This is a genomic window from Kitasatospora sp. NPDC058444 (genome assembly GCF_042721415.1).
GTDB lineage: Bacteria > Actinomycetota > Actinomycetes > Streptomycetales > Streptomycetaceae > Kitasatospora.
Genome location: NZ_JBHXLL010000003.1, coordinates 82,989 through 108,528 on the forward strand (window position 1 = coordinate 82,989; position 25,540 = coordinate 108,528).

Genomic DNA, 25,540 nt, shown 5'->3' on the forward strand with positions numbered 1-25,540 from the left:
ACGGCAACCTCGGTGTGTCGGCGTGGCCTGCGACCACGGAGCGGCACTGGAACTTGATGGGTTTCTCGCCGACCCCGCGCGACGGCGCACTGCGCGACTGCGGGATCATCGAAGACTGCGCGGGTCCGGGGGGCGATCGGTCCGCTGTCCGGACAGACCAGGCCTCTTCCCGTACTCCGTTGTTGCGACGGACGATAGCAGGCCGTCAGTGCGGCATAAACACCGCCCCCCTCGTTGGGGGGACAGTCGGGCCTCGTCACTGTTGACGTCCCGAGTCGGAGGGCTTGTCGCCCTTCTTTTCGGAGGCGTCGGTGTCGACGTAGAAGGTCTTGGCCTTGAGTGCGCCGCGCACCTGGAAGCCCGTCCAGATCAGGGCGCAGCCCAGCAGGGTGAAGGCGAAAGCCTGCCGGTTGAAGAGCTCGGTGTTCTTGAAGACCGCGAGCACGATGCCGACCAGCAGGATCTGGGTGGTGTACACCAGCAGTCCGGCGGCCATCATGATGTGCGGGTTCGACCTGGTCAGCCGGTCGAGCGCGACCTGGCCGAAGCTGAAGAAGGCCATCACGAGCAGTGCGCCGAAGAGGGCACCGAGCAGGCCCTTCCCGCCGGCGACGGCGAAGGAGATCGCCATGGCGATGATCCCGGCGGCCGCAGTGGGAATCGCGGCGCCTCGGAGGATCCGGGCGTCGGTGGACGGCATGTCGGCAGCTCCGGCGGCATGTCGATGTGGCGGGGGACGGGCACAGCGGTGGCGGGTGACACCGGACCGGGCAGTCGCCGCGGGCCGCTCGTCGGAACGGCGGGCCCGGTGAGGGAGACCGACAGGGACGGAAGTCATCCACCTGTAGGTCTTTCGGCGTGTTCCCGGTACTCGTGAACGGTATCACAAACTATTTGATGAGAGCTTTACCATGAATGTGTGGCACCTGTCACACCAACGGCGCAAGGTGTCCGCCGTTCGGGTGAAGGCGCTTTGACGGCACATCAACTCTCATGTCAGCGGCGGCCGGTGGCCTCCCCCCGATGGCCGACCGCGGTGGAGCCCATGCCGGAGTCCCGGCCGGCTTCACCGAGGAGTTGCTTGTCCTTCGCCGACAGTTCGGCCATCGGACCGTTCTGCTGCCGCCGGTAGCGCGGGGGGACGAAGGACTGCACCGCCCGCGGGGCGCGCGGCCGGAACCGCGGGATGAGCAGCACCACCAGGCCGACCAGGCAGAGCCCGGCGAGGGTCAGGACGACCGTGCGGCCGGTGTTGGTCACCGAGAAGGCCACCGAACCGAAGGCGATCAGCGCGGCCCAGAAGTACATGATCAGTACGGCGCGGCTGTGCGAGTGGCCGACCTGGAGCAGTCGGTGGTGCAGGTGGCGCTTGTCCGCGGCGAACGGGGACTGGCCGGCCCAGGTGCGGCGCACCACCGCGAGCAGCAGGTCGGCCAGCGGCAGCGCGATGACCGTCAGCGGCAGCAGCAGCGGGATGTAGATCGGCACCAGGGCGTGCACGGCGGCGGTCTGCGAACCGGTCTCGTTGCTGATCAGGTCCGGGTCGACCCGGCCGGTGATGGAGATCGCGGCGACGGCCAGCATCAGGCCCAGCATCATCGAGCCGGAGTCGCCCATGAAGATCCGCGCGGGGTGCATGTTGTGCGCCAGGAAGCCCAGGCACATGCCGATCAGCAGCACGCTGAACAGCACGGCGGGGGCCGCGTCGGAGATCGTGTAGCCGTACCAGAGCCGGTAGCTGTACAGGAAGAAGGCCATCGCGGCGATGCAGACCATGCCGCCGGCCAGGCCGTCCAGGCCGTCGATGAAGTTCACCGCGTTGACCATGACGACGACCAGGGTGACCGAGATGACCATGCCCTGGGTCGGGCTCACCGCGACCGGGCCGACGCCGGGCACCGGGAGGGTGATCACCGTGACGCCCTGCCAGACCATCACGCCGGCGGCGATCATCTGGCCGCCGAGCTTCACCAGCGCGTCCACGCCCCACTTGTCGTCGAGCACCCCGAGCAGGAACATGATCCCGGCGCCGGACAGCAGCGCGCGGATGTCGGTGCCCTGGGAGAACACCTTGCTCAGGTTGTCGAGCTGCGAGGCGACCAGGATGCCCGCGCACAGTCCGCCGAACATCGCGATGCCGCCGAGCCGCGGCGTGGGCTCGCGGTGCACGTCGCGGGCGCGCACCGGAGGCATGGCCCCGGCCGCGATGGCGAACTTCCGGACCGGGCCGGTCAGCAGGTAGGTGACGGCGGCCGTGCAGAACAGCACCAGCAGATACTCACGCACCACTGGCCTCCTGCATCACTGTCGAACGGGGAAGTACCGAAGGTACTCCCCTGCCTTCCCGGGGTTCGAGGTGCGTCGCCACGGCACACACCTTATTGAGTCGGACGCCGGGACCGTGCATCGCGGTTCGCCCTCCCGGGTAGGAGATCCCGATACCCGCGAGGAACCTCCGTCAGGCACGGTCGGCGAAGGCCAGCGCCAGCTCCCGGACCCGCGCCGCGGCGGGGGCGGGCGCGCCCCCGGAGAGCACCCGCGCGATCAGCCCGGCGATCTCCGCCAGCTCGGGCTCCCCCATCCCCTGGCTGGTCACCGTGCCCGTGCCCAGCCGGATGCCGGAGGCCTCGGCGGCCGGCGCCGGGTCGTAGGGCAGCGCGCACTTGCCGAGCAGCAGCCCGGCCGCCGCGCAGCGCCGCTCGGCCTCCGCGCCGCTCACGCCGAGCGGGCTCACGTCGGCGGTCACCAGGTGGGTGTCGGTGCCGCCCGTCAGCGGGCGCATGCCAGCCTCTGCGAGCCCCTCGGCGAGCGCCCGCGCGCCGGACACCGTCCGCTGCGCGTACGCCCGGTACGCGGGCCCGGAGGCCTGCGCGAGGGCCACCGCCTTGCCGGCCACCTCGTTCATCGCCGCGCCGCCCTGACTGAACGGGAACACCGCCCGGTCGATCCGATCGGCCAGCTCCGCGGTGCACAGCAGCAGCCCGCCGCGCGGACCACGCAGCAGCTTGTGGGTGGCCGCCACGGTGACGTCCGCGTACGGCACCGGGGAGGGCGCCACCCCGGCCGCGATCAGCCCGGTGGTCTGCGCGGCGGAGGCGATCAGGTAGGCGTCCACCTCGTCGGCGATCTCCCGGAACGCCGCCCAGTCCGGGTGCCGGGGGTACGAGATCGAGCCCGCCACGATCGCCTTGGGGCGGTGCTGCCGGGCCAGGTCGCGGACCTGGTCGAGGTCGATCAGCCCGTCGCCCTCGCGCACGCCGTAGCCGGTGAAGGCGAACCAGCGCCCGGAGAAGTTGGCGCGCGAGCCGCAGCTGAGGTGGCCGCCGTGCTCCAGCGACATCGCCAGCACCCCGTCGCCGGGCCGCAGCAGCGCCGCGTACGCCGCCAGCATCGCCGACGTCGCGGACCGCGGCTGGACGTTGGCGTGCGGGGCGGCGAACAGCTCGCGGGCCCGGTCGATCGCCAGCAGCTCGGCGGCGTCCGCCAGCGCGCAGCCGGTGTGGTGCCGGCGGCCCGGGTAGCCCTCGGCGTACTTGTCGATCAGCGGGCCGGTGAGCGCCGCCAGGACGGCGGGGGTGGTCAGGTTCTCCCCCGCCAGCAGCTGGATCGTTTCGGCACGCCGCTCGGCCTCCGCGGCCAGCAGGTCGGCCAGCAGCGGATCGGCCCGGTGCAGCGCCTCGGACACCCAGGGGCGCCCGGTCGTCGCGGTGGGGCCGGTCGCGGCATCGGTGACGGTCATGGCGGGGCTCCCGGGCGCTGCGGGGACTGTGTCACCCAGCGTAGGACCGCTGCCGCCGCCCGGCCCGCCGAACCGCGGTCCGACGGCCCCGTTCGGCGCCGCGGCGCGCGTCCGGCTCCCGTCGACGGCTGTTCGCGGCCGTCCGCGCCGGTCAGCGCGGTGCGGGGACGCCGGTGAGCGCGGTGACCACCGGGTCGACCGCGTGGAATATCTCCTCGCCGCAGTTGCGGAACATGCCGATCGGCGCCCCGTACGGGTCGTCCAGCTCGTCCGACTCCGGGGTGGCGGCCAGCAGCCAGCCGCGCAGCGCGGCGGCCGCCCGGACCAGCGCGCGGGCCCGCTCGGTGACGTCGGCGCCGCGCCGGGGGTCCGGCAGGGTGCCCGGGTCTATCGTCCGCACCAGGCGGGTGAACTCCTTCAGCGTGAAGGTGCGCAGCCCCGCCTCGTGGCCCATCGAGATCACCTGGGCGCGGTGGTCCAGCGTCGCGGTGAGCACCAGGTCGGCCTCGACCACGTGCTCGTCCAGCAGCTCGCGGCCGGTGAAGCCGCCGCTGTCGGCGCCGTACTCGTCGAGCACGGTCACGGCGTGGTCCTCCATCGGCGCACCCTCGTGGCCCCAGGTGCCGGCGCTCTCGACCAGGATCCGCCCGGCCACCCGGGGGCTCAGCCGGGTGTCCAGCTCACGCCGGGTCAGCCGCTCGGCGATCGGCGAGCGGCAGATGTTCCCGGTGCAGACGAAGAGGATCCGGAAGTGGTCCAGCGGCCTGGGGCCCACGCTCAGGTACGGCGCTATGCCCGGCCCGGCGTGGAGCGAGGCGATGGGCGTCAACTGCCGGCCTCCAGGTCGGGGACGACCTCCCTCAGCTGCTCGACGCTGATCGCGCCGGCCCGCAGCAGGACCGGGACCTTGCCGGTGACGTCGACGATCGACGAGGTGGCGGAATCCTCGGCCGCCCCGCCGTCGAGGTAGACCGAGATCGCGTCGCCGAGCTGGGCCTGGGCCTCGTCGCAGGTCAGCGGGGGCGCCCCGCCGATCCGGTTGGCGCTGGAGACGGCCAGCGGGCCGGTGGCGTTCAGCAGCTCGATGGCGACCGGGTGCAGCGGCATCCGGACCGCGACGGTGCCGCGGGTGTCGCCGAGGTCCCAGCGCAGCGAGGGCTGGTGCCGGGCGACCAGGGTGAGCCCACCGGGCCAGAAGGCGTCGACCAGCTCCCAGGCCTGCTCGGAGAAGTCGGTGACCAGACCGTGCAGGGTGGTCGGCGAGCCGACCAGCACCGGCGAGGGCGTGTTGCGGCCGCGGCCGCGGGCGGCCATCAGCTCGGCGACGGCCTCCGGCGAGAAGGCGTCCGCACCGACCCCGTACAGGGTGTCGGTGGGCAGCACGACGAGTTCGCCGCGGCGGACGGCCGAGGCGGCCTCGCGCAGACCGGTGGCGCGGTCCCCGGCATCGGCACAGTCGTAGCGGCGGCTCATCGGTGCGGTCCCCTTCCGGAGTGGCTCATGGCAGTCACTACGGCCGTCACTGCGGTCACAGCGCGGCCTTGCGCGCGGTGGTGAAGCGAGGCCGGTTGTTCAGGTCCCGGTGGTCGGCGGTGTCCGTCCAGCCGTGTTCCTCGTTGAAGATCCACGGCACCTGGCCGCCCTGCTGGTCGGCGTGCTCGATCACCACCGCGCCGCCCGGGCGCAGCAGTCGGGCCGCGACCCGCTCGATACCGCGGATGGTGTCCAGGCCGTCCTCGCCGGAGAACAGCGACATCTGCGGGTCGTGGTCGCGCGCCTCCGGTGCGACGTACTCCCACTCGGTGAGCGGGATGTACGGCGGGTTGGAGATGACCAGGTCGAAGCGGCCGTCCCAGGAGCGGTCGTCCTCGAAGGCCTTGGTGGCGTCACCGGCGTGCAGGGTGACCCGGGCGCGGTCCGGGCTCGCCTCGATGTTGCGCCGGGTGTACTCCAGCGCGCCCTCGTCCAGTTCGAAGGCGTGCACGGTCGAGCGCGGCAGCTCCTGGGCCAGGGCGAGGGCGATCGCGCCGGAGCCGGAGCACAGGTCCACCACCAGCGGCTCCGCCACGTCCATGTCGCGCACCGCGTCTATCGCCCACTCGACGACCGTCTCGGTCTCCGGCCGGGGCACGAACACCCCGGGGCCGACCTCCAGTTCGAGGTAGCGGAAGAACGCCCGCCCGGTGATGTGCTGGAGCGGCTCGCGCGCCTCGCGGCGGGAGACGGCCTCCCAGTAGCGGGCGTCGAAGTCGGCGTCCTTCACCGTGTGCAGCTGGCTGCGCTTGACGTTGTGGACGTAGGCGGCGAGCTCCTCCGCGTCGAAGCGCGGCGACGGCACGCCGGCCGCGGCCAACCGCTGGGTGGCCTGGGCCACCTCGGCGAGCAGCAGGTTCATCCGTACGACCTCTTGTTTCTCCGGCTCCGGGCGAAACGCGGGCTGGGGCGCGCCGGTCTCAGTTCTCTTGGGCCGCGGCGAGCTTGGCCGCCGCGTCCTTGTCGACGCAGGACTGGATCACCGCGTTCAGTTCGCCGTCCAGGACCTGGTCCAGGTTGTACGCCTTGAATCCGGTGCGGTGGTCCGAGATGCGGTTCTCGGGGTAGTTGTACGTGCGGATCCGCTCGGAGCGGTCGACCGTACGGACCTGGCTGCGGCGCGCGTCCGAGGCCTCCCGCTCGGCCTCCTCCTGCGCGGCGGCCAGCAGCCGCGAACGCAGGATGCGCATCGCCTGCTCCTTGTTCTGGAGCTGGCTCTTCTCGTTCTGGCAGGACGCCACGATACCGGTCGGCAGGTGGGTGATCCGGACCGCGGAGTCGGTGGTGTTGACCGACTGGCCGCCGGGGCCGGAGGAGCGGTAGACGTCGATCCGCAGGTCGTTGGCGACGATCTCGACCTCGACCTCCTCCGCCTCGGGGGTGACCAGCACGCCCGCCGCGGAGGTGTGGATGCGGCCCTGCGACTCGGTGGCGGGGACGCGCTGCACGCGGTGCACGCCGCCCTCGTACTTCAGCCGGGCCCAGACGCCCTGGCCGGGCTCGGCGTTGCCCTTGGTCTTCACGGCCACCGAGACGTCCTTGTAGCCGCCGAGGTCGGACTCGTTGGAGTCGATGATCTCGGTCTTCCAGCCGATCCGCTCCGCGAAGCGCAGGTACATCCGGAGCAGGTCGCCGGCGAACAGGGCGGACTCCTCGCCGCCCTCGCCCGCCTTGATCTCCAGGATGACGTCCTTGTCGTCGCTCGGGTCACGCGGCACCAGCAGCAGACGCAGCTCCTCGGTGAGCTCGTCCCGGCGCGCCTCGGAGTCCTTCACCTCGGCGATGAACTCAGGGTCCTCCGCGGCGAGTTCACGCGCGGCCTCGATGTCCTCGCCGGCCTGCCGCCACTGCCGGTAGACCCGGGTGATCGGGGTCAGCTCGGCGTACCGCTTGGCCAGCTTGCGGGCGTTGGCCTGGTCGGCGTGGACGGACGGGTCGGCCAGCCTCGTCTCGAGGTCGGCGTGCTCGACGAGGAGCTCTTCGACTGCCTCGAACATGGGGTGGCCTTCTTCCCGGTGACTCGGAAACGTGTGGGGGGTGGGGAACTCGCGGGGGGACGCGAACGGCGCCGGCCCCCAGCGCCCCCGACAACGAGTACGGGGGCACCGGGAACCGGCGCCGAGGGAGCGCTAGGCCTTCGCGCTGTGCTGCTTGCCGAAGCGGGCCTCGAAGCGGGCCACGCGGCCACCGGTGTCGAGGATCTTCTGCTTGCCGGTGTAGAACGGGTGGCACTGCGAGCAGACCTCGGCGCGGATCTCGCCACTGGTCTCGGTCGAGCGGGTGGTGAACTCGGCGCCGCAGGTGCAGGTCACGCGGGTGACCACGTACTCGGGGTGAACGTTGGGCTTCAAGGGGTTCTCCTAGGTTTCGGGAGGGCACCGGGTCGGCGACTGGAGTGCCGCACGTGAACCGGGACCGACGGACCAGTCTGCCAGGACCGGCCGCATCTTCCCAAACCGGGTCGCGTTCCGGGATATTCCGGGCGCCGTTCAGTGCGCCGCGCCGGCCTTCGGAGTGGCCTTCGGGGTGGCCGTCCCGGTGGCCTTCCCGGCGCCCCGCGCGGCCGTCGAGGGGGCGGCCGTGGGGGCCGCCTGGGCGGGGTTCTCCGGCTGCGCGGAGACGACCGCCGGCGGGAACGGCTGGTCGGCCTTGAGCGCCGTCCAGACCTGCCCGGCCTGCGGCTGCTGCGGAACCACCCGGTTCGGGTCGCCGGGGGCCGTCTCGACCGGCAGGGTGACCATGCTCAGCCGGTCCGGGCCTATCCCCTTGAGCTCCTGGGCGAGCCCCACCAGCGAGTTCACCGAGCCGAGCGCGGAGTCGGTGGTGATGCTCCTGGTCACGGTGTCGCCGACGGACCACAGTTTGACCGGGTCGGTGAGCATCCCGCTCCCCCCGACCTGCCGCAGCAGGGACTTCACCATCTGCTTCTGGAGTTCGATCCGGCCGAGGTCGCTGCCGTCGCCGACGCCGTGCCGGGTGCGCACGAAGGCCAGCGCCTGCTGCCCGTCCAGGTGGTGCTCGCCGGGCGGCAGGTCGAGCCCGCTGTCCTTGTCGTGGATGGCCACCGTGGTGGTCACGGTGGCCCCGCCTATCGCGTCCACGACCCGGGCGAAGCCGGCGAAGTCGATCTGCAGGTAGTGGTCCATCCGCAGCCCGGTGAGCTGCTCGGTGGTCTTGACCGCGCAGACCGCGCCGCCGCTCTCGAAGGCGCTGTTGTACATCGCGCGCTTGGCGCCGGGCACGGTCCTGCCGCTCGCGTCGGTGCAGTCGGGGCGGGCGACCAGGGTGTCGCGCGGGATCGAGACGATCTGGGCGCCGGAGTGGTCCTGGTTGACGTGCACCACCATCGCGGTGTCCGAGCGGGCCGTGTCGCCGGTGTTCCCGCCCGCCATCGAGCCGTTGTCGCCGCTGCGCGAGTCGGAGCCGAGCACCAGGATGTTGAAGGAGCCGTCGGTGGCCGCCGGCGGCCGGGCGTCGCCGAGCCGGGCGTCGATGTCGACGCTCCTGAGGTTGCCGTTGAGCCTGAAGTAGCCGTAGAGGGCCGCTCCGGCGCCGAGGACGACGAGCGCGGCGAACGCGCAGGCGGCCGTGCGCAGGACTCTGCGGCGGCGCCCTGGAACCCTCTTGTGTGCGGCCATACGGTCCAGAGTAAATCGGACAACATGATCCAAACGCCCCCAAGTTGTCCCGACTCTGGAACAGAACGGGCCGGACGCACGGAACCCCGGACCGCTCGCGCGATCCGGGGTTCCGTGCTTCGACGGCCCTGCGGCTACGGTCAGTCGCCGGAGCCGGGGGTGGTCTTGGCGATCTGCATCAGGAACTCGGCGTTGCTCTTGGTCTGCTTCATCTTGTCCAGGAGCAGCTCGATCGCCTGCTGCGAGTCGAGCGCGTGCAGCACCCGGCGCAGCTTCCAGACGATGGCCAACTCCTCGTTGCCGAGCAGGATCTCCTCCTTGCGGGTGCTGGAGGCGTCCACGTCGACGGCCGGGAAGATGCGCTTGTCCGAGAGCTTCCGGTCGAGCTTGAGCTCCATGTTGCCGGTGCCCTTGAACTCCTCGAAGATCACCTCGTCCATGCGCGAGCCGGTCTCGACCAGCGCGGTGGCCAGGATGGTCAGCGAGCCGCCGTTCTCGATGTTGCGCGCGGCACCGAAGAACTTCTTCGGCGGGTACAGCGCGGTCGAGTCGACACCACCGGACAGGATGCGGCCGGAGGCCGGCGCGGCCAGGTTGTAGGCGCGGCCGAGGCGGGTGATCGAGTCCAGCAGGATGACCACGTCGTGGCCCAGCTCGACCAGGCGCTTGGCGCGCTCGATGGCCAGCTCGGCGACGGTGGTGTGGTCCTCGGCCGGGCGGTCGAAGGTCGAGGAGATGACCTCGCCCTTCACCGACCGCTGCATGTCGGTGACCTCTTCCGGACGCTCGTCGACCAGGACGACCATCAGGTGGCACTCGGGGTTGTTGTGGGTGATCGCGTTGGCGACCGCCTGGAGCACCATGGTCTTGCCGGTCTTCGGCGGCGCGACGATCAGACCGCGCTGGCCCTTGCCGATCGGCGACACCAGGTCGATGATCCGGGTGGTCAGCACGCCCGGGTCGGTCTCCAGGCGCAGCCGCTCCTGCGGGTACAGCGGGGTGAGCTTGTTGAACTCGGGACGGCCGCGGCCGCTCTCCGGGTCCATGCCGTTGACGGAGTCCAGCCGCACCATGGCGTTGAACTTCTCGCGGCGCTCGCCCTCGCGCGGCTGGCGCACCGCACCGGTGATGGCGTCACCCTTGCGCAGGCCGTTCTTGCGGACCTGGGCGAGCGAGACGTAGACGTCGTTCTGGCCCGGCAGGTAGCCGGAGGTGCGCACGAACGCGTAGTTGTCGAGGATGTCGAGGATGCCCGCGACCGGGATCAGGACGTCGTCCTCGCCGACCTGCGGCTCGACGGTGCCGACCTCGAAGCCCTCGCGGCCGCGACGGCCACGGCGGTCGCGGTAGCGCCCGCGCCGGCCCCGGCGGCCCTCGCCGAACTCGTCGTCGTCGTAGCCGCCCTGCTGGGCCTGCGGGGCCTGGGCCTGCGGGGCCTGGCGGCCCTGCTGGTCGGCCTGGCCGCCCTGCTGCTGGCCGCCGCCCTGCTGGGACTGGCGGTCGGTGCGCTCGCGGCGGTTGCGGCGGTCGCGGCGCGACTCGCGGCCGTCGCCGTCCTGGGCCTCGCCGGCGTCCTGACGCTCGGTGCGCTCGGTGCGCTCGGTGCGCTCGCCGCGCTCACGCCGCTCACGGCGGTCGCGACGGCTCTCGCGGCCGTCCTCACGGCCCTCGAAGCCGCGGGTCTCGGCCGGGCGGGCCTCGGCCTGCTTCGGCTCGGCGACCGCGACGGTGGCGGCCTCGGCCTCGGCGGCCGGGGTGGTGGGCGCGCCGGCGGCCGAGGTGGCCCGGCGGCGGGTGCGCTCGGTACGGGCGGGCGCGGCGGTCTCCGCGGCGGCCTGGACCGGGATCTCGATCTGGGCCTGCGGCTCGGCGGCGGCGGCCGGGGCCTCGGCCGTCTTGGCGGCGGCCTTGGTGCGGCGGGCCGGCTTCTCGGCCGGGGCCTCGGCGTCCGCCTTGGCGGCGGTGCGCTTGGCGGCCGGGGCGGTGCCACCGGCGGCGAGCAGCGGGTCCCCGCCGCTCTTCTCCTTGATGGTCTCGATCAGCTGGCTCTTGCGCATGCGTCCGGTACCGGTGATGCCAAGGTCCGCGGCGAGCTTCTGCAGCTCGGCCAGGACCATGCCGTCCAGGCCCGCGGCGGCGCTGCGGCGGCGGCGCGCCGGAGCGGCGGGGGCGGCGGCTGCGTCCGACGCCTCGGCGTCCGGGCGCGCGCCCATCAGATCGGTGGAGTCGCTCACTAAGGGTCCTTCCCTGGAGCGGACGTCGGCCTGTCTGGCTCGGCGACCGGTTGTGCTGTCCTGACCAACGCTCGACTGCGTCGGTCCGAGGCGGTGGTCCCTCGAATGGCGGGAGCCCGTCGAGGGAGAGCTACGTACGAGGTGCGGTGCTTGAAGCACGGTGGTGCTGAGTGGCGCGTGGGCCGGTCGTGTGTCGACCTCCCCTGAGGGCGTAACCCCCACGCTCCCTGCGAATCCCGGGCCCCCGTCGCGTGACGGTGGCCCGCGCTCCGCCCGTCCTGGCCTCTAGGTGGGAGGCCGCGGGTGGGAGTCAGGTGCCGTCACGGCTTCGGGATGCGGCCGCATGTCGCGCAGGCAGGCTGCGTACGCGCTGCGGTGGGCTCCCGGAGAATCGTCGCCCCGTGCATCGCCGGGACTCCACTGCCGTGGAGTGCTGGGATCGGGACGCGGCGCACCTAGCCCCGGAGGGCACCTGGTGCAGCAATGAGGTTAACACTACCGACCCCCTCAGACATTCCCCAGCCTTGCGCTTGCCAATCGTGTCCGCCGGACCCGGCTCGGCAGGGTGCCGGCGCCGGGTCCCGAACGGCCCGTTCGGGCTGCTCAGACGTCCAGCGGGAGCACGACGGCCCCGGTGCGGTCGACGTCCAGCCGGTGCGCGGCGAACGCCGGGTCGCCGCCGTGGCCGTGGTGCCCGGCGAAGGAGAGCACCCGGTCGGCGCCCGCCTCGTCGGTGAGCGCCAGGACGGTCGGTCCGGCCCCGGAGATGACCGCGGGGACGCCCTCGGCGCGCAGCGCGCCGACCAGGGCGGCGCTGTCCGGCATGGCGGAGGCGCGGTAGTCCTGGTGCAGCCGGTCCTCGGTGGCGGCGAGGAGCAGCTCGGGGCGCCTGGTCAGCGCCTCCACCAGCAGTGCGGAGCGGCTGGCGTTGACGGCCGCGTCGGCCAGCGGGACGGTCCTCGGCAGCAGCCCGCGCGCGGTCTCGGTGAGCACCTCGCCGGCCGGCACGAACACCACCGGGACGACCTGCTCGGACGGCTCCAGCGCGACCGCCTTGGCCGACTCCTCGTCGGTCCAGGCGATGGTGAAGTTGCCGCGCAGGCAGGCCGCGACGTTGTCCGGGTGGCCCTCCAGCTCGGAGGCGAGGGCCAGCAGCGCGTCGTCGTCCAGCGCGGACGGGCCGCCGATGGTCACCGCGCGGGCGGCCACGATGCCGGCGCAGATGGCGGCCGAGGAGGAGCCGAGGCCGCGGCCGTGCGGTATCCGGTTGGCGCAGACCACTTCGAGGCCGCGCGGCTGGCCGCCGAGCCGGTCGAAGGCGGCGCGCATCGAGCGGACCAGCAGGTGGCGCTCGTCGCGCGGCAGCGTCTCGGCACCCTCGCCGGCGATGTCGACGGAGAGCCCGGAGTCGGCGACCCGGACGACGACGTCGTCGTACAGACCCAGCGCGAGCCCGAAGGCGTCGAAGCCCGGGCCGAGGTTGGCGCTGGTCGCGGGAACCCTGACCCGGACGGCGGCGGCACGGAACGCAGGACCGGCCATGCGGTGGACTCTCCTGGGGAAATCGGGCGGCGCGGAGCGCGTCGTCGGTGCGAGGGCGGGGAACGGACCGCGGCCCCTCGGGGGCGGTCGGTCGCGGCGGTCGGTGCGGCCCGGACCCGCCGGGCCCGGGGCATGTGCCACACGGCCGAAGCCAGAGTATCGAAGAGAGGTTCCCGAGCGGTACACCCCGTGGGCCTTCGATCTGGTGTGTTGCCGGTTCTGGCCGGAATGCGCACCCCCCTCCGCCGGGGGGAGCGGCGGAAACGGATCGCGGTGCGCGGCCCGGTCGGCACGAAAGTGTCAGCGGGGAACTCCGACGGGCCGACCCCCGAAAGGGTCGGCCCGTCGAGGTGTCAGGATCCGTTACCGGTCGAGCAGTCCGAGGCTGCGGGCGGCCGCCTCCGGGTCGATCGGGACGATCTGCGGCTGCGGCGCGCCGGCCACCGCCCAGTCCGGGTCCTTCAGGCCGTTGCCGGTCACGGTGCAGACGATCCGCTGGCCCGGGTCGACCAGGCCGGCCTCCGCCTTGGCCAGCAGACCGGCCACCGAGGCGGCCGAGGCGGGCTCCACGAAGACGCCCTCCTGCGAGGCCAACAGCCGGTAGGCGGACAGGATCTGACGATCCGTCACCTTGTCGATGAGGCCGCCGGACTCGTCCCGCGCGGCGAGCGCGAAGTCCCAGGAGGCCGGGTTGCCGATCCGGATCGCGGTGGCGATGGTCTGCGGCTTGAGCACCGGCGCGCCGTCCACGATCGGGGCGGAGCCGGAGGCCTGGAAGCCCCACATCCGCGGGGTGCGGGTGGCGAGGCCGTCCGCGGCATACTCGCGGTAGCCCTTCCAGTACGCGGTGATGTTGCCCGCGTTGCCGACCGGCAGGACGTGGATGTCCGGGGCGTCGCCGAGCATGTCGACGATCTCGAAGGCCGCGGTCTTCTGGCCCTCGATCCGCACCGGGTTGACCGAGTTGACCAGCGCCACCGGGTACTTCTCGGACAGTTCGCGCGCGAGGGTGAGGCAGTCGTCGAAGTTCCCGTCGACCTGCAGGATCCTGGCGCCGTGCACCAGCGCCTGGCCCATCTTGCCGAGGGCGATCTTGCCCTGCGGGACGAGCACCGCGGAGACCATCCCGGCCCGCACCGCGTACGCGGCGGCGGAGGCCGAGGTGTTGCCGGTGGACGCGCAGATGACCGCCTGCGCGCCCTCCTCCTTGGCCTTGGAGATGGCCATCGTCATCCCGCGGTCCTTGAAGGAGCCGGTCGGGTTGGCGCCCTCGACCTTGAGGTAGACCTCGCAGCCCGTGCGCTCGGAGAGCACCTGGGCGGGGACCAGGGGCGTGCCGCCCTCCAACAGGGTGACCACCGGGGTGGCCGCGGTGACCGGCAGGCGGTCCCGGTACTCCTCGATCAGGCCGCGCCACTGGTGGGTGTGCGCGCCTCGGACGACGTTCTCGGCAACGGCGTTCATGGCTGGTTCCTTATTCCCCTTCGACCCGCATGATGCTGGCCACGTCCCGCACGCTGTCCAGCGCGCGGAGCTTGTCGACCGTCGCCGACAGCGCGGCGTCGGTGGCACGGTGGGTGACCACGACGAGCGAGGCATCGCCGTCGCGGCCCTGCTGGCGCACGGTGTCGATGGACACGCCGTGCTCGGCGAAGACGGACGCGACCTGCGCGAGCACGCCCGCGCGGTCGTCCACGTCCAGGCTGACGTGGTAGCGGGTGACGACCTCGTCCATCGGCTTGGCCGGCAGCCGCGTGTACACCGAGTCACCGGGACCGGTCGCGCCGGCCAGCTTGTTGCGGCAGACCGCGACCAGGTCGCCGAGCACCGCGGAGGCGGTCGGCGAGCCGCCCGCGCCGGGGCCGTAGAACATCAGCCGGCCGGCCGCCTCGGCCTCGACGAACACCGCGTTGTACGCCTCGCGGACGGAGGCCAGCGGGTGCGACAGCGGGATCATCGCCGGGTGGACGCGCGCGGTGACGGACTCGCCGTCGGCGGCCCGCTCGCAGATCGCGAGCAGCTTGACCACGCAGCCCATCTCCTTGGCGGAGGCGATGTCGGCCGCGGTCACCTCGGTGATGCCCTCGCGGTAGACGTCCGCCGCGGTGACCTTGGTGTGGAAGGCGATGCCGGCCAGGATCGCGGCCTTGGCGGCGGCGTCGAAGCCCTCGACGTCGGCCGTCGGGTCGGCCTCGGCGTAGCCCAGCGCGGTGGCCTCCTCCAGCGCCTCCGAGTAGCCGGCGCCGGTGGTGTCCATCTTGTCGAGGATGAAGTTGGTGGTGCCGTTGACGATGCCCAGCACCCGGTTGACCTTGTCGCCCGCGAGGGACTCGCGCAGCGGGCGCAGCAGCGGGATCGCGCCCGCCACCGCGGCCTCGTAGTACAGGTCCACGCCGGCCTCGGCGGCCGCGGCGTGCAGTTCGGTGCCGTCCTTGGCGAGCAGCGCCTTGTTGGCGCTGACCACCGAGGCGCCCCGCTCGAAGGCGGACAGGATCAGCGATTTGGACGGCTCGATGCCGCCCACCACCTCGACCACCACGTCGATGTCGCCCCGGTTGACCAGGGCCTCCGCGTCGGTGGTGATCAGGTGCTCGGGGACGCCCGGGCGGGTCCGCCCGGCGCGGCGGACCGCGATCCCGGCCAGCTCGACCGGAGCACCGATGCGAGCGGCGAGGTCGTCGGCCGTCGTCGTCATGATGCGCGCCACCTCGGAGCCCACCACACCACAACCCAGCAACGCCACCTTCAGCGGGCGCGTACGCATCATCCGACTCCGCTCTGCATTCTTCTGCTTCGGTAATTTCCGGCGGGTTTTCCTGGACCGCCGGGAACTTCGGTCTCTCCCAGTCTCCGGGACTTTCCGTACGGATCTACGGTCGTTCCATGATCTGAGACGAGGATTTCGTCATCCGATATCCAGACGCAGGAGATCCTCCTCCGTCTCGCGCCGGACGATCACCCGGGCCGCACCGTCCTTGACGGCGAGCACGGGGGGCTTGAGGGCGTGGTTGTAATTGCTCGCCATCGAACGGCAGTAGGCGCCGGTGGCGGGCACCGCGATCAGGTCGCCCGCGGTCAGGTCGGCCGGCAGGAAGGCGTCCCGGACGACGATGTCGCCGGACTCGCAGTGCTTGCCGACCACCCGCACGAGCATCGGTTCCGCGTCGCTGGTGCGCGACACCAGGGCCACCGAGTACTCGGCGTCGTACAGCGCGGTGCGGATGTTGTCGGACATCCCGCCGTCCACGCTGACGTAGGTGCGCAGGCCGTCCAGCGGCTTGACGGTGCCGACCTCGTACAGCGTGAACGCCGTCGGGCCGACGATCGCCCGGCCCGGCTCCACGCTCAGCCGGGGGGTGTCCAGGTTCGCGGCGGCGCACTCGCGGCGGACGATGTCGGCCAGCGCGGCCGCGATCTCGGCCGGCTCGCGCGGGTCGTCCTCGCTGGTGTACGCGATGCCGAGGCCGCCGCCGAGGTCGATCTCGGGCAGCTGGACGCCGTGCTCGTCGCGGATCCCGGCCAGCAGGCCGACCACCCGGCGGGCGGCCACCTCGAAGCCGGCCATGTCGAAGATCTGCGAGCCGATGTGCGAGTGGATGCCGCGCAGCTCCAGGCTGTCGCCGTGCGCGAGCACCCGGCGCACCGCCTCGGCGGCCGCGCCCCCGGTCAGTGACAGCCCGAACTTCTGGTCCTCGTGCGCGGTGGCGATGAACTCGTGGGTGTGCGCCTCGACGCCGACGGTGATCCGGATCAGCACCGGCTGGCGCACGCCCTGGCGGGCGGCGATCGCGGCCAGGCGCTCGATCTCCTCGTAGGAGTCGACCACGATGTGCCCGACGCCGGTCTTCACCGCGTGCTCGAGCTCGTCCACCGACTTGTTGTTGCCGTGCAGCGCGATCCGCCGCGGCGGCATCCCGGCGGCCAGCGCGACCGCCAGCTCGCCCGAGCTGCACACGTCGAGGTTGAGGCCCTCCTCGTGCAGCCAGCGCACGACGGCCTTGGAGAGGAACGCCTTCCCGGCGTAGTAGACGTCGGCCTCGGTGCCGAAGGCGTCCCGCCAGGCGCGCGCCCGGGAGCGGAAGTCCTCCTCGTCCAGCACGTAGGCGGGGGTGCCGAACTCGGCGGCCAGCCGCTGGACGTCGACGCCGCCGACGGTGGCCACGCCCTCGGCGTTCCGGGCGACGGTGCGGGACCAGACCTTGGGATCGAGCGCGTTCAGGTCGGCCGGCGGGGCCTGGTAGTGGCCCTCGGGCAGGACGTCGCCGTGACGGGGGCCTGCCGGGTGTGCGGAGCGACTCATGGGACCTGTCCTTCGAAACCTATGGCGAGGGGCGGCGACGGTCCCCGTTGACCGTCAGCCGCCCCCGCTGTGCGCTTGGGGGTGGTGCCTACATCCGCTCGGGCGCCGTCACGCCCAGGAGCGTGAGGCCGTTGGCGAGCACGGTGCGCGTCGCCTCGACCAGCCAGAGGCGGGCGCGGTGCGTGTCGGTGAGCTCCTCGTCGCCCTTGGGCAGGAACATGCAGTTCTCGTACAGGCGGTGGTACTTGCCCGCGAGCTCCTCCAGGTAGCGCGCGACCCGGTGCGGCTCGCGCAGCTCGCCGGCCGTGGCCAGCATGCGCGGGAACTCGGCGAGGTGGCCGAGCACGTCGGACTCCCACTCGGTGGCGAGCAGTTCGGGTTTGAACTGCTCGGCCGTGCCCTTGTCCACGCCCAGCTCGGCGGCCTTGCGCGCCACGCCGCACATCCGGGTGTGCGCGTACTGGACGTAGAAGACCGGGTTCTCGTTGGTCTGGCTGGTCAGCAGGTTGATGTCCAGCGTGATCGTCGAGTCCGTGGAGGAGCGCGCCAGGGTGTAGCGGGCGGCGTCCACGCCGATCCACTCGACCACGTCGTCGATCGTGATGATGTTGCCGGCCCGCTTGGACATGCGGACCTCTTCGCCGTCGCGAAGCATCTTCACGAACTGGCCGATCTTCACCTCGATGTTGTGGTTCATGTCGTCGCCCGCGCAGGCCGAGATGGCCTTGAGGCGGTTGACGTAGCCGTGGTGGTCGGCGCCCAGCATGTAGAGCGCGACCTCGGCGCCGCGGTCCCGCTTGGACAGGTAGTACGCGGCGTCGGCGGCGAAGTAGGTCTTGTCGCCGTCGGCCTTGATCAGGACGCGGTCCTTGTCGTCGCCGAACTCGGTGGTGCGCAGGAAGACCGCGCCGTCCTGCTCGAAGACGTGGCCCTGCTCGCGCAGCCGGTCGATGGCCTGCTCGACCGCGCCGGAGTCGTGCAGCGTCTTCTCCGAGAACCACACGTCGAAGTGGGTGCCGAACTCGTCCATCGAGCGCTGGATCTCGGCGACCATGAGCTTGAGGCCCTCGGTGCGGAAGACCTGGAGCTGCTCGGCCTCGGGCAGGTCGAGCACGCCCGGGACGGCCTCGGTGAGCGCCTTGGCGATGTCGACGATGTACTCGCCGACGTACCCGCCCTCGGGCACCTCGCGGCCGTTCGCGGCGGCCTGCAGCGAGGCGGCGAACTTGGAGATCTGCACACCGGCGTCGTTGAGGTAGTACTCGGTGGTGACGTCGGCGCCGGAGGCCCGCAGCACGCGCGCCATCGAGTCGCCGACGGCGGCCCAGCGGACGCCGCCGATGTGGATCGGGCCGGTCGGGTTGGCGGAGACGAACTCCAGGTTGATCTTCAGGCCCTGGAGGGCGTCGTTGCGGCCGTAGGCCTCGCCCGCCTCGACGATGGTGCGTGCCAGCGCACCGGCGGTGGCGGTGTCCAGGGTGATGTTCAGGAAGCCCGGACCGGCGATGTCGACCTTGGCGACGCCGGTGATCCCTCGCAGGCGCTCGACCAGCAGTTCGGCAACGGCTCGCGGCGGCTTGCCGGCCGCCTTGGCGAGCTGGAGGGCCACGTTGGTCGCGTAGTCGCCGTGGTCCCTGTTCTTGGGCCGGTCGACCGTCACGTGCTCGGGCACGGCGACGGCCAGCTCGCCCGCCTCGACGGCGGAACTCACGGCGGCCTGGATTGCCTGGGAAAGGTCTGCGGGGGTCACGACGCCAAGCGTAGGCGAGACGGGGTGCCCGCCCGCCACTCGGTTTACCGGTTGAGACGCCGGGTGCGCCGTCGTTACGGGGGCCTCAGCCGCGATCGGTGCGCTCTGTTCGCTCAGGGCGAACGCTGTCGGACCGTTCACCGGGCGGACGACCGGCCCGTTCAGCGGCCCGTTCACGGACCTGCGCCCCGGGCGGCCTGGGCGCCCCGGGCGGCCCGGGCGGCCGCATCAGGCGCCGCACCAGGGCCACCAGGTCGGCCGGGTCGAAGGGCTTGCCGAGGTAGCCGTCCACCCCGACCGCCTCCCCCAGGTCGAGGTCCGCCGGGGTGCAGGCGCTCACGATCGCGATCGGCAGCCGGCTGGTGTCCGGGGTCGCGCGCAGCCGGGCCGCCGTCCGCAACCCGTCCAGCCGCGGCATCATCACGTCCAGCGTCACCACGTCGGGCCGCACCCGGCGGATGACCTCCAGGCACTCGGCGCCGTCGGCGGCGGTCACCACCTCGAAGCCTTCGAGCTCCAGGTTGACCCTGATCAGCTGGCGGATCGCCTCGCTGTCGTCCACCACGAGGACCCGCCCGGACACTCCCGACACCTCACCGAGGGTATCGGCGGCCCCGCCGCCCCGTCCGGCCTTTGGACACTTCCGCTCCCCCGCCCGCCGGCGCCGCCGGACGGCCTTCGGGGAAACCCGTGCACAGACCGGCTCCGAAGCCTGGTAGTGTTCTCCACGTCGGAAGCGCGAGCGACCGACAGGCCGACAGGCCCCCGTAGCTCAGGGGATAGAGCACCGCCCTCCGGAGGCGGGTGCGTAGGTTCGAATCCTACCGGGGGCACTCACGCAGCGATTGCGAGAGTGTAGCTGCAAGAGCGTCACCAGGGCCCAGATCAGTGGAGTTGATCCACGGATCTGGGTCTTCGTCGTTTTCCGGGCCGTCGTGCGCCCCCCGGGCCGTCGGGCCCGGTGCGGAACCGGGCCCGACGGGCTCAGGCCGCGCCGGTCTCGGCCTGGGCGTACAGCTCCGCGACGGTGTGGTCGAAGTAGGCGCTGTAGGAGACGTCGTCGGTGTCGCCGCCCTGCTGGTAGCCGCCGATCGCGCCGATCACGTCGCCGGTGGCGGTGTTGATCCAGGGGCCGCCGCTGGTGCCGGACGGGTAGGCCGGGCAGTGCACGACCCGCTGGTAGGCGCTCTGCTGACCGGTGGTGTTGGTGCACAGCAGGGGCGTCTCGGAGTCGGCGGGGTAGCCGTAGAGCCGGACGGTGGCGCCGAACGGCTCGTCGGCGCCCAGCCGGTTGCCGCCGACCACGTCCTCGACGTTGCGTCCGTTGCTGGGCGCGGTCTCCAGGATCGCGAAGTCCTCGTCCACGTCGCCCTTCTGGGACCAGCCGGCGGTGGTGTGGATCGCGGTCACCTGCCAGGTGCCGTACGGGGCGGAGCCGTCGCGGTAGCCCGGGGCGAAGGTGACGCCGTCGGTGCTGCTGAGGCAGTGCGCGGCGGTCAGCAGCAGGTTGCCGGTGGCGCTGTGCAGCACGCTGGCGGTGCAGAAGTGGTTGCCGGCCGCCAGGGCACCGCTGAACAGTGCGCCGACCGTCCCGGTTTCGCGGTCCTCGGCCGGGGCCGGGCCGGTGGTGCCGAGGTCGACGCCGCGGGCGGGGGTGGGCGTCGCGGTGGACGGGTCGGCCGTCGCGGGGGCGGCGGTCGCGGACGCGGTCGGGGTCACGGACGCGGAGGGCGCGGGGGCCGCGACCTGGGTGGCCGCCGCCGGGTCGGTGGCCGGGCCGGTGGGCGGGGCGGGCGCGGCGGCGGTCCTGGTGCTGCGGGCCGCCTTCCCGGCGGCCGTCGCGTCGGACAGGTCCAGCCCGTGCGTCCCGGTCAGGACGGCGGCGACCGCCACCGCGGACAGCGCGGTGAGCAGGGACGGGGCCAGGAGTCCGCGGCGGCGCGACCTCTGGCGGCGGTGCTTGCCCATGCCTGTTTCTCCTGCCGGGGCGATCGGGGGCGGCGTTCGGTCGACGACTGTGACGCCTCAGCCTGGTAAGGACGTGACGGGCTCCTTGGAGCTCGATGAGAAACCCGTCCTCCGACCGCGCCCCGCGGCATCACGGGCCGGCGAGCACCGCATCCAGGTCGGCGGCTCCGACGAAGGCGGTGTGCGTCCCGGCGGCGGTGCAGGCGTGGGCCCCGGCCACCGTACCGGCCCGGGCGCAGTCCAGTGGTGAACGGCCCTGGAACCAGGCGTACAGGAAGCCCGTGACGAAGGCGTCCCCGGCGCCGTTGCTGTCCACCACCGGGAGGCCCGGGTCGACGGCCGGCAGGTGGCGCGGCGCGGGATCGTCCCGGGTGAGCAGGTGGCAGCCCTCGGCGCCGGCGGTGGCGACGACCACCCGCGCGCGCCCCTCGGCGAGGATCGCGCGCATCACCTCCTCGTGCCGGCCGCGGCAGCCGGCCACCGAGAGGAAGACCAGGTCGGAGCCGAGCGCGTAGTCGCGGTGGTACGGGTCGGCGCCGTCCCAGTCGTGCAGGTCGGTGGAGGTGGTGCGGCCGAGCCGGTGCAGGTCGCCGTACATGTCCCGGTTGACGCCGGTGATGGACAGGTGGACGTGCCGGCTGCGCTCGGCGTACGGCAGGTAGAGCTCGCGCGGCAGCCGCAGGTCGGCGGGGTGGCGGGCGTCGAAGAAGGAGAACCGGCGGCCGGCCGCGTCCACCAGGTTGACCCCGCGCGGGGTGCCGTGCGGGCTCACCAGGTGCGCGAAGTGCAGGCCGTGGCGCGCGTAGTGGGCGCGGACCAGGTCGCCCTGGGCGTCGTCGCCGAGGAAGTCGACGAACGCGGTGCGCAGGCCGAGGTGGTGGGCGCCGAGGGCGACGCCGTTGCCGGTGTGGCCGACGTAGTCCCGCACCGGTTCGACGAGTTGCGAGTCGCCCGGCGGGATCTCCAGGCGCTCGACCCGGACGATGGTGTCCACGCCGGCGCCGCCGACGACGAGCAGGTCGAACTCGGGCGGCGTGGTCTCGTTCTCGGACAGCACGGCGGCGCCTCCTTGATCCCTGGACGGTGGCCAGGAGTCAAGCAGGCGCCGGAGGTTGACTGCAAGACCTTGCTGCAATTTTCAATCAGCCGGTGGCCGCTCCCCCCGCGCCCGCGCCCGGACCTCGCTCGCGGGCCGGACGTTGGCCCTGACGTCGGCCGCGGCCGCCGCCCGCAGGTCCGTCGGGCGGCCGTCCGCGGCGGGCACGGCCTCGGCCTCGGCCGCCGCTTCCGCTCCGGCGGCGGCGCCGCCCTCGACGGCGGTGGCCTCACCGGGCGCCGGCCGGTGGTCGACCATCAGCACCGCGACCAGCGCGGCCACCAGCAGGACGCCCGTCGCCACCCAGGTCGCGACGACGTAGCCGTGCACCGCGCCCTGCGCCTGCACCGCCGGGTCGGAGGCGACCCGGGTCGCCAGGAAGCCCGCGGTGGCACTCGCGGCGACCGTGTTCAGCAGCGCGGTACCGACCGAACCACCCACCTGCTGGGCCGAGTTGATGGTGGCCGAAGCCGCGCCGGTCTCGTGCGGGGCGACCCCGAGGGTGGCCAGGCTCATGGCCGGCATGAACACCATGCCCATGCCGAAGCCGATCAGCAGCTCGGCGGGCAGCACCATGGCGGCCCACGCGCTGTCCACCCGCATCTGGGTCAGCCAGGCCAGGCCGCCCGCGGCGATCACCAGCCCCGGGCCGATCAGGTTCCGGGACGGCACCCTGGTCATCAGCCGGGCCGCGAAGCCCGTCGAACTCAGGATGATGGCGACCGTCATGGGCAGGAAGGACAGGCCGGACATGATCGGCGAGAAGTGCTTGATGACCTGGAGGTAGTACGTCAGGAACAGGAACGTGCCGAACATGCCGACCATCGCCAGGCCGATCGAGAGCGCGCCGCCGCCCCGGTTGCGGTCCGTGACGATGTGCAGCGGCAGCAGCGGGTGCGCGGTGTGCCGTTCGACCAGGACGAACCCCGCGAGCAGTGCCACGCCCAGGACCAGCGAGCCGATCACCAGACCGTCGCTCCAGCCCCTGGTCACGGCCTCGGAGGTGCCGTAGACGATCGCCAGCAGGCCGCCGCAGCCGAGCAGCGCCCCGGGCAGGTCCAGCGGCATCCGGCGGCCCTTCCCGACGTGGTCGCGCTGCAGCACGCTGAACGCCGCGAAGGCGGTGCCGATGGCGATCGGCACGTTGACGAACAGGCACCAGCGCCAGTTCAGGTACTCGGTCAGCAGACCGCCGGCGATGAAGCCGATCGCGGAGCCGCCGGCGGCGATCGCGCCGAAGATGCCGAAGGCCGTACTGCGTTCCCGTGGATCGGAGAAGGTGGTGGAGAGCAGCCCCAGCGCGGAGGGGGCGAGCAGGGCGCCGAACGCGCCCTGGAGGGCACGGGCGCCGAACAGCATGGCCGGGCCGACCGCCGCGCCGCCGAGCGCGGAGGCCAGGGCGAAGCCCAGCAGGCCGACGGTGAAGACGCGCTTGCGGCCGAAGAGGTCGCCCAGCCGGCCGCCGAGCAGCAGCAGACCGCCGAAGGCGAGCGTGTAGGCGGTGATCACCCACTGCCGGTCGGCGTCCGAGATGCCCAGGTCCCGCTGGGCGGACGGCAGGGCGATGTTCACGATGGTGATGTCGAGCACGATCATGAGCTGGGCGGTGGCGATGACGGCCAGCGCCCACCAGCGGCGACGGTCCGCGTTCTCATGACCGTGACCGGTGGCGGTGTGCGCAGTCACTGGTCGAGCCTTCCGGTGTGGGGCGGAGAGGTCACGCAGTCGCCTTCCAGCGAAACTCCGCTCCGGACGGATGGCAAGGAAAAATCTCACCAAATCCGACCTTCGGGACAAAAGAACCAGGCCCCCGGGACTCCGGACCGAGTCCCGGGGGCCTGGTTCCACGGCCCGCCGCCGCGGCCTTCGCCGCGTCGTGGATCAGAGCGCCGAGAGCTCCTCGACCAGGTCGTCCAGGCCCAGCGAGCCCTGCGAGAGCGCCGCCATGTGCCAGGCCTTGAGGTCGAACTCCTCGCCGCGCGCCTCGTGCGCCGCCTTCGCCGCCGCCCGTCCGCGCAGCCAGGCGCGCTCACCGAGCTTGTAGCCGATCGCCTGGCCGGGCATGCCCAGGTAGCGGACCAGCTCGCTGTCCAGGAACTCGGCGGACAGGCCGCAGTACAGGCCGAAGAACTCCCGGGCGTTCTCCGGGCCGACCGGCTCGCCCGGCTTGTACGGGGAGTCCGCCGGGAAGTCCAGGCCCACGTGCATGCCGATGTCGACGATGACCCGCAGCGCGCGCATCATCTGCGCGTTGAGGTAGCCCAGGCGGTGGCCCGGGTCGGTGAGGTAGCCGAGCTCGTCCATCAGGCGCTCGGCGTACAGCGCCCAGCCCTCCAGGTTGGCGCTCACCCCGCCGAGGCTCACCTGGTAGGTGGAGAGCCGGTCGGCGACGTAGTTCCACTGCGCGAGCTGGAGGTGGTGGCCCGGCACGCCCTCGTGGTACCAGGTGGAGACCAGGTCCCAGACCGGGAAGCTGTCCCGGCCGACCAGCGGCAGCCAGGTCCGCCCGGGGCGGCTGAAGTCCAGCGAGGGCGCGGTGTAGTACGGCGCGGCGGCGCTGCCGGCCGGGGCGATCCTCGACTCGACCCGGGTGACCGGCTCGGCCAGGTCGAAGTGGGTGCCCTGGAGGTCCCGGACGGCCCGGTCCATCAGGCCCTGGAGGTACTCCCGGGCGGCCTCGGCGCCCTCGATGGCCGGGCCGTCGGTCTCCAGCCAGTGCATGGCCGCCAGCGGGCCCGCGCCCGGCCGGACCTTCTCGGCCTCGACCTCCATCTGCGCCAGCAGGTCGTGGAACTCGCTCCACGCCCAGGCGTAGGCCTCGTCCAGGTCCAGGTCGGCACCCGTCCAGTAGCGCACCCAGCGGACGTAGCGCTCCCGGCCCGCGGTGTCCGGAGCACCGGCCGCGGCCGGGCCGTACACGTCGCGCAGCCAGTCGCGCAGCTCGGCCAGCGCCTCCGCGGCGGCCACCGCGTGCTTCGACAGTTCGGGGTGCAGGGACTCCGGCGCGTCCTGGACGAACTGGCCGAACCATCCCGCCCGTCGCCCACCACCACCCTCGCCCGAGCCGCTACGCGGCGCACCTCCTTCCGGCACCCGCTCGCCGGCCGGCGCGTCCTCGCCCAGCCACTCGGCGAACTGTCCGAGCACCGTGGCCACCTGGCGCGGCCCGGACAGCAGCCCGCGCTCGACGCCCTCGGCCAGCGTCCGCCGGTACTGCTCGAACGCCACCGGGATCCTCGCCATGCGGCGGCCGATCACCTCCCACTCGGCCTCGGTGTCGGTGCCCATCAGGGTGAAGGACTCCCGCAGGTCGTGCACCGGGGAGCCGAGGTTGCGCAGCGAGCGGAAGTTCTCCCCCGCCTCGTGGACGGCGAGTTCGGCGGTCAGCCGCTCGCGCAGCAGCCGGGCGCAGCGGCGCTCCGCCTCGTCCTCGGCGGCGCCGGACCGCTCGGCCTCGTCGAGCTTCGCCAGGGTGCGGCGGGCGAGGTCGGCATGGGCCTCGGGGCCGGCCGGGGAGAGGTCGGGCAACCGGTCGTCATCGAGGTTGAGACCGAGGTACACCGCGGTCAGCGGGTCGAGCTCGGCCAGTTCGCGGACGTGGTCGTCGGCGATGCGGCGAGGGGTGGCGCCGTCGGCGGTGATCAGTTCTTCACGCATTCCGACATCATTTCGCGGCGCGGCGGCTTTGCAACCCCTTGGCGACCGGGGTTCGCCTGCGAAAATCCGTTCGGCGCGACAGG

At 72.6% G+C, this 25,540-nt stretch carries 20 protein-coding genes and 1 tRNA gene; 1 reads left to right on the plus strand and 20 read right to left on the minus strand.

Annotation, left to right across the window (positions count from 1 at the left end; all coding sequences use genetic code 11):
• Positions 1–256: 256 nt before the first annotated feature.
• The 16 genes from ACFWP2_RS04955 to ACFWP2_RS05030 all read right to left on the minus strand — a co-directional run bounded on the left by ACFWP2_RS04955 (position 257) and on the right by ACFWP2_RS05030 (position 19,319).
• Positions 257–700, minus strand: a complete 444-nt coding sequence (locus ACFWP2_RS04955; RefSeq protein WP_380448356.1) for a hypothetical protein — start codon at positions 698–700, stop codon at positions 257–259.
• Between the two features lie 296 nt (positions 701–996).
• Entirely contained in the window at positions 997–2,286 is a 1,290-nt protein-coding gene (locus ACFWP2_RS04960; protein WP_380448358.1) for an MraY family glycosyltransferase, read from the minus strand.
• 172 nt (positions 2,287–2,458) lie between these two features.
• The gene (gene glyA / locus ACFWP2_RS04965) at positions 2,459–3,739 is read right to left on the minus strand and encodes a serine hydroxymethyltransferase (protein ID WP_380448360.1); all 1,281 of its coding nucleotides are present in this window, start codon (positions 3,737–3,739) and stop codon (positions 2,459–2,461) included.
• A gap of 151 nt (positions 3,740–3,890) precedes the next feature.
• Positions 3,891–4,532, minus strand: a complete 642-nt coding sequence (locus tag ACFWP2_RS04970; RefSeq protein WP_380448922.1) for a protein-tyrosine-phosphatase — start codon at positions 4,530–4,532, stop codon at positions 3,891–3,893.
• 32 nt (positions 4,533–4,564) lie between these two features.
• The gene (locus tag ACFWP2_RS04975; protein WP_380448363.1) at positions 4,565–5,212 is read right to left on the minus strand and encodes an L-threonylcarbamoyladenylate synthase; all 648 of its coding nucleotides are present in this window, start codon (positions 5,210–5,212) and stop codon (positions 4,565–4,567) included.
• A 55-nt stretch (positions 5,213–5,267) separates the two neighbouring features.
• Positions 5,268–6,134, minus strand: coding sequence for a peptide chain release factor N(5)-glutamine methyltransferase (gene prmC / locus ACFWP2_RS04980; protein ID WP_355252765.1), 867 nt, complete (start codon positions 6,132–6,134; stop codon positions 5,268–5,270).
• A gap of 58 nt (positions 6,135–6,192) precedes the next feature.
• Positions 6,193–7,269, minus strand: coding sequence for a peptide chain release factor 1 (gene prfA, locus ACFWP2_RS04985; protein WP_380448366.1), 1,077 nt, complete (start codon positions 7,267–7,269; stop codon positions 6,193–6,195).
• Between the two features lie 132 nt (positions 7,270–7,401).
• Positions 7,402–7,623, minus strand: a complete 222-nt coding sequence (gene rpmE, locus ACFWP2_RS04990; protein WP_030057539.1) for a 50S ribosomal protein L31 — start codon at positions 7,621–7,623, stop codon at positions 7,402–7,404.
• Between the two features lie 138 nt (positions 7,624–7,761).
• Entirely contained in the window at positions 7,762–8,910 is a 1,149-nt protein-coding gene (locus ACFWP2_RS04995; protein WP_380448368.1) for an LCP family protein, read from the minus strand.
• 140 nt (positions 8,911–9,050) lie between these two features.
• Positions 9,051–11,144 (minus strand): transcription termination factor Rho, encoded by a 2,094-nt coding sequence (gene rho / locus ACFWP2_RS05000; RefSeq protein ID WP_380448370.1) that lies wholly within the window; start codon positions 11,142–11,144, stop codon positions 9,051–9,053.
• Positions 11,145–11,747: 603 nt separating this feature from the next.
• Complete coding sequence (thrB, locus tag ACFWP2_RS05005; protein WP_380448372.1) at positions 11,748–12,686, minus strand: homoserine kinase; 939 nt, start codon at positions 12,684–12,686, stop codon at positions 11,748–11,750.
• A 363-nt stretch (positions 12,687–13,049) separates the two neighbouring features.
• Positions 13,050–14,150 carry a threonine synthase gene (thrC, locus tag ACFWP2_RS05010; RefSeq protein ID WP_049655889.1) on the minus strand — a complete coding sequence of 367 codons (1,101 nt, stop codon included), beginning with the start codon at positions 14,148–14,150 and terminating at the stop codon, positions 13,050–13,052.
• Positions 14,151–14,160: 10 nt separating this feature from the next.
• Entirely contained in the window at positions 14,161–15,453 is a 1,293-nt protein-coding gene (locus ACFWP2_RS05015) for a homoserine dehydrogenase (RefSeq protein WP_380448375.1), read from the minus strand.
• A 138-nt stretch (positions 15,454–15,591) separates the two neighbouring features.
• Complete coding sequence (gene lysA, locus ACFWP2_RS05020; protein WP_380448377.1) at positions 15,592–16,986, minus strand: diaminopimelate decarboxylase; 1,395 nt, start codon at positions 16,984–16,986, stop codon at positions 15,592–15,594.
• A gap of 88 nt (positions 16,987–17,074) precedes the next feature.
• Positions 17,075–18,775 (minus strand): arginine--tRNA ligase, encoded by a 1,701-nt coding sequence (gene argS, locus ACFWP2_RS05025; protein WP_380448379.1) that lies wholly within the window; start codon positions 18,773–18,775, stop codon positions 17,075–17,077.
• Between the two features lie 46 nt (positions 18,776–18,821).
• On the minus strand, positions 18,822–19,319 hold the full coding sequence (locus ACFWP2_RS05030; RefSeq protein ID WP_380448924.1) for a response regulator: 498 nt from the start codon (positions 19,317–19,319) through the stop codon (positions 18,822–18,824).
• 178 nt (positions 19,320–19,497) lie between these two features.
• Here ACFWP2_RS05030 and ACFWP2_RS05035 point away from each other — a divergent pair.
• Positions 19,498–19,569: transfer RNA gene (locus tag ACFWP2_RS05035), tRNA-Arg, on the plus strand.
• A gap of 151 nt (positions 19,570–19,720) precedes the next feature.
• On the opposite strand, the gene ACFWP2_RS05040 is transcribed toward ACFWP2_RS05035, so the two are convergent.
• The 4 genes from ACFWP2_RS05040 to ACFWP2_RS05055 all read right to left on the minus strand — a co-directional run bounded on the left by ACFWP2_RS05040 (position 19,721) and on the right by ACFWP2_RS05055 (position 25,457).
• Positions 19,721–20,704, minus strand: coding sequence for a trypsin-like serine peptidase (locus ACFWP2_RS05040; protein ID WP_380448381.1), 984 nt, complete (start codon positions 20,702–20,704; stop codon positions 19,721–19,723).
• Positions 20,705–20,834: 130 nt separating this feature from the next.
• Positions 20,835–21,758, minus strand: a complete 924-nt coding sequence (locus ACFWP2_RS05045) for a carbohydrate kinase family protein (RefSeq protein ID WP_380448926.1) — start codon at positions 21,756–21,758, stop codon at positions 20,835–20,837.
• 84 nt (positions 21,759–21,842) lie between these two features.
• The gene (locus tag ACFWP2_RS05050; RefSeq protein WP_380448383.1) at positions 21,843–23,486 is read right to left on the minus strand and encodes an MFS transporter; all 1,644 of its coding nucleotides are present in this window, start codon (positions 23,484–23,486) and stop codon (positions 21,843–21,845) included.
• A gap of 195 nt (positions 23,487–23,681) precedes the next feature.
• Complete coding sequence (locus ACFWP2_RS05055; RefSeq protein ID WP_380448385.1) at positions 23,682–25,457, minus strand: DUF885 domain-containing protein; 1,776 nt, start codon at positions 25,455–25,457, stop codon at positions 23,682–23,684.
• Positions 25,458–25,540: the final 83 nt, after the last annotated feature.

What these genes read in the sequence shown, in the direction of transcription:
- ACFWP2_RS04955 (WP_380448356.1), bottom strand. Translation starts at nt 700, where the DNA reads ATGCCGTCCACCGACGCCCGGATCCTCCGAGGCGCCGCGATTCCCACT.
- glyA (WP_380448360.1), bottom strand. Translation starts at nt 3,739, where the DNA reads ATGACCGTCACCGATGCCGCGACCGGCCCCACCGCGACGACCGGGCGC.
- ACFWP2_RS04975 (WP_380448363.1), bottom strand. Translation starts at nt 5,212, where the DNA reads ATGAGCCGCCGCTACGACTGTGCCGATGCCGGGGACCGCGCCACCGGT.
- prmC (WP_355252765.1), bottom strand. Translation starts at nt 6,134, where the DNA reads ATGAACCTGCTGCTCGCCGAGGTGGCCCAGGCCACCCAGCGGTTGGCC.
- prfA (WP_380448366.1), bottom strand. Translation starts at nt 7,269, where the DNA reads ATGTTCGAGGCAGTCGAAGAGCTCCTCGTCGAGCACGCCGACCTCGAG.
- ACFWP2_RS04995 (WP_380448368.1), bottom strand. Translation starts at nt 8,910, where the DNA reads ATGGCCGCACACAAGAGGGTTCCAGGGCGCCGCCGCAGAGTCCTGCGC.
- thrB (WP_380448372.1), bottom strand. Translation starts at nt 12,686, where the DNA reads ATGGCCGGTCCTGCGTTCCGTGCCGCCGCCGTCCGGGTCAGGGTTCCC.
- thrC (WP_049655889.1), bottom strand. Translation starts at nt 14,150, where the DNA reads ATGAACGCCGTTGCCGAGAACGTCGTCCGAGGCGCGCACACCCACCAG.
- ACFWP2_RS05015 (WP_380448375.1), bottom strand. Translation starts at nt 15,453, where the DNA reads ATGATGCGTACGCGCCCGCTGAAGGTGGCGTTGCTGGGTTGTGGTGTG.
- lysA (WP_380448377.1), bottom strand. Translation starts at nt 16,986, where the DNA reads ATGAGTCGCTCCGCACACCCGGCAGGCCCCCGTCACGGCGACGTCCTG.
- ACFWP2_RS05040 (WP_380448381.1), bottom strand. Translation starts at nt 20,704, where the DNA reads ATGGGCAAGCACCGCCGCCAGAGGTCGCGCCGCCGCGGACTCCTGGCC.
- ACFWP2_RS05055 (WP_380448385.1), bottom strand. Translation starts at nt 25,457, where the DNA reads ATGCGTGAAGAACTGATCACCGCCGACGGCGCCACCCCTCGCCGCATC.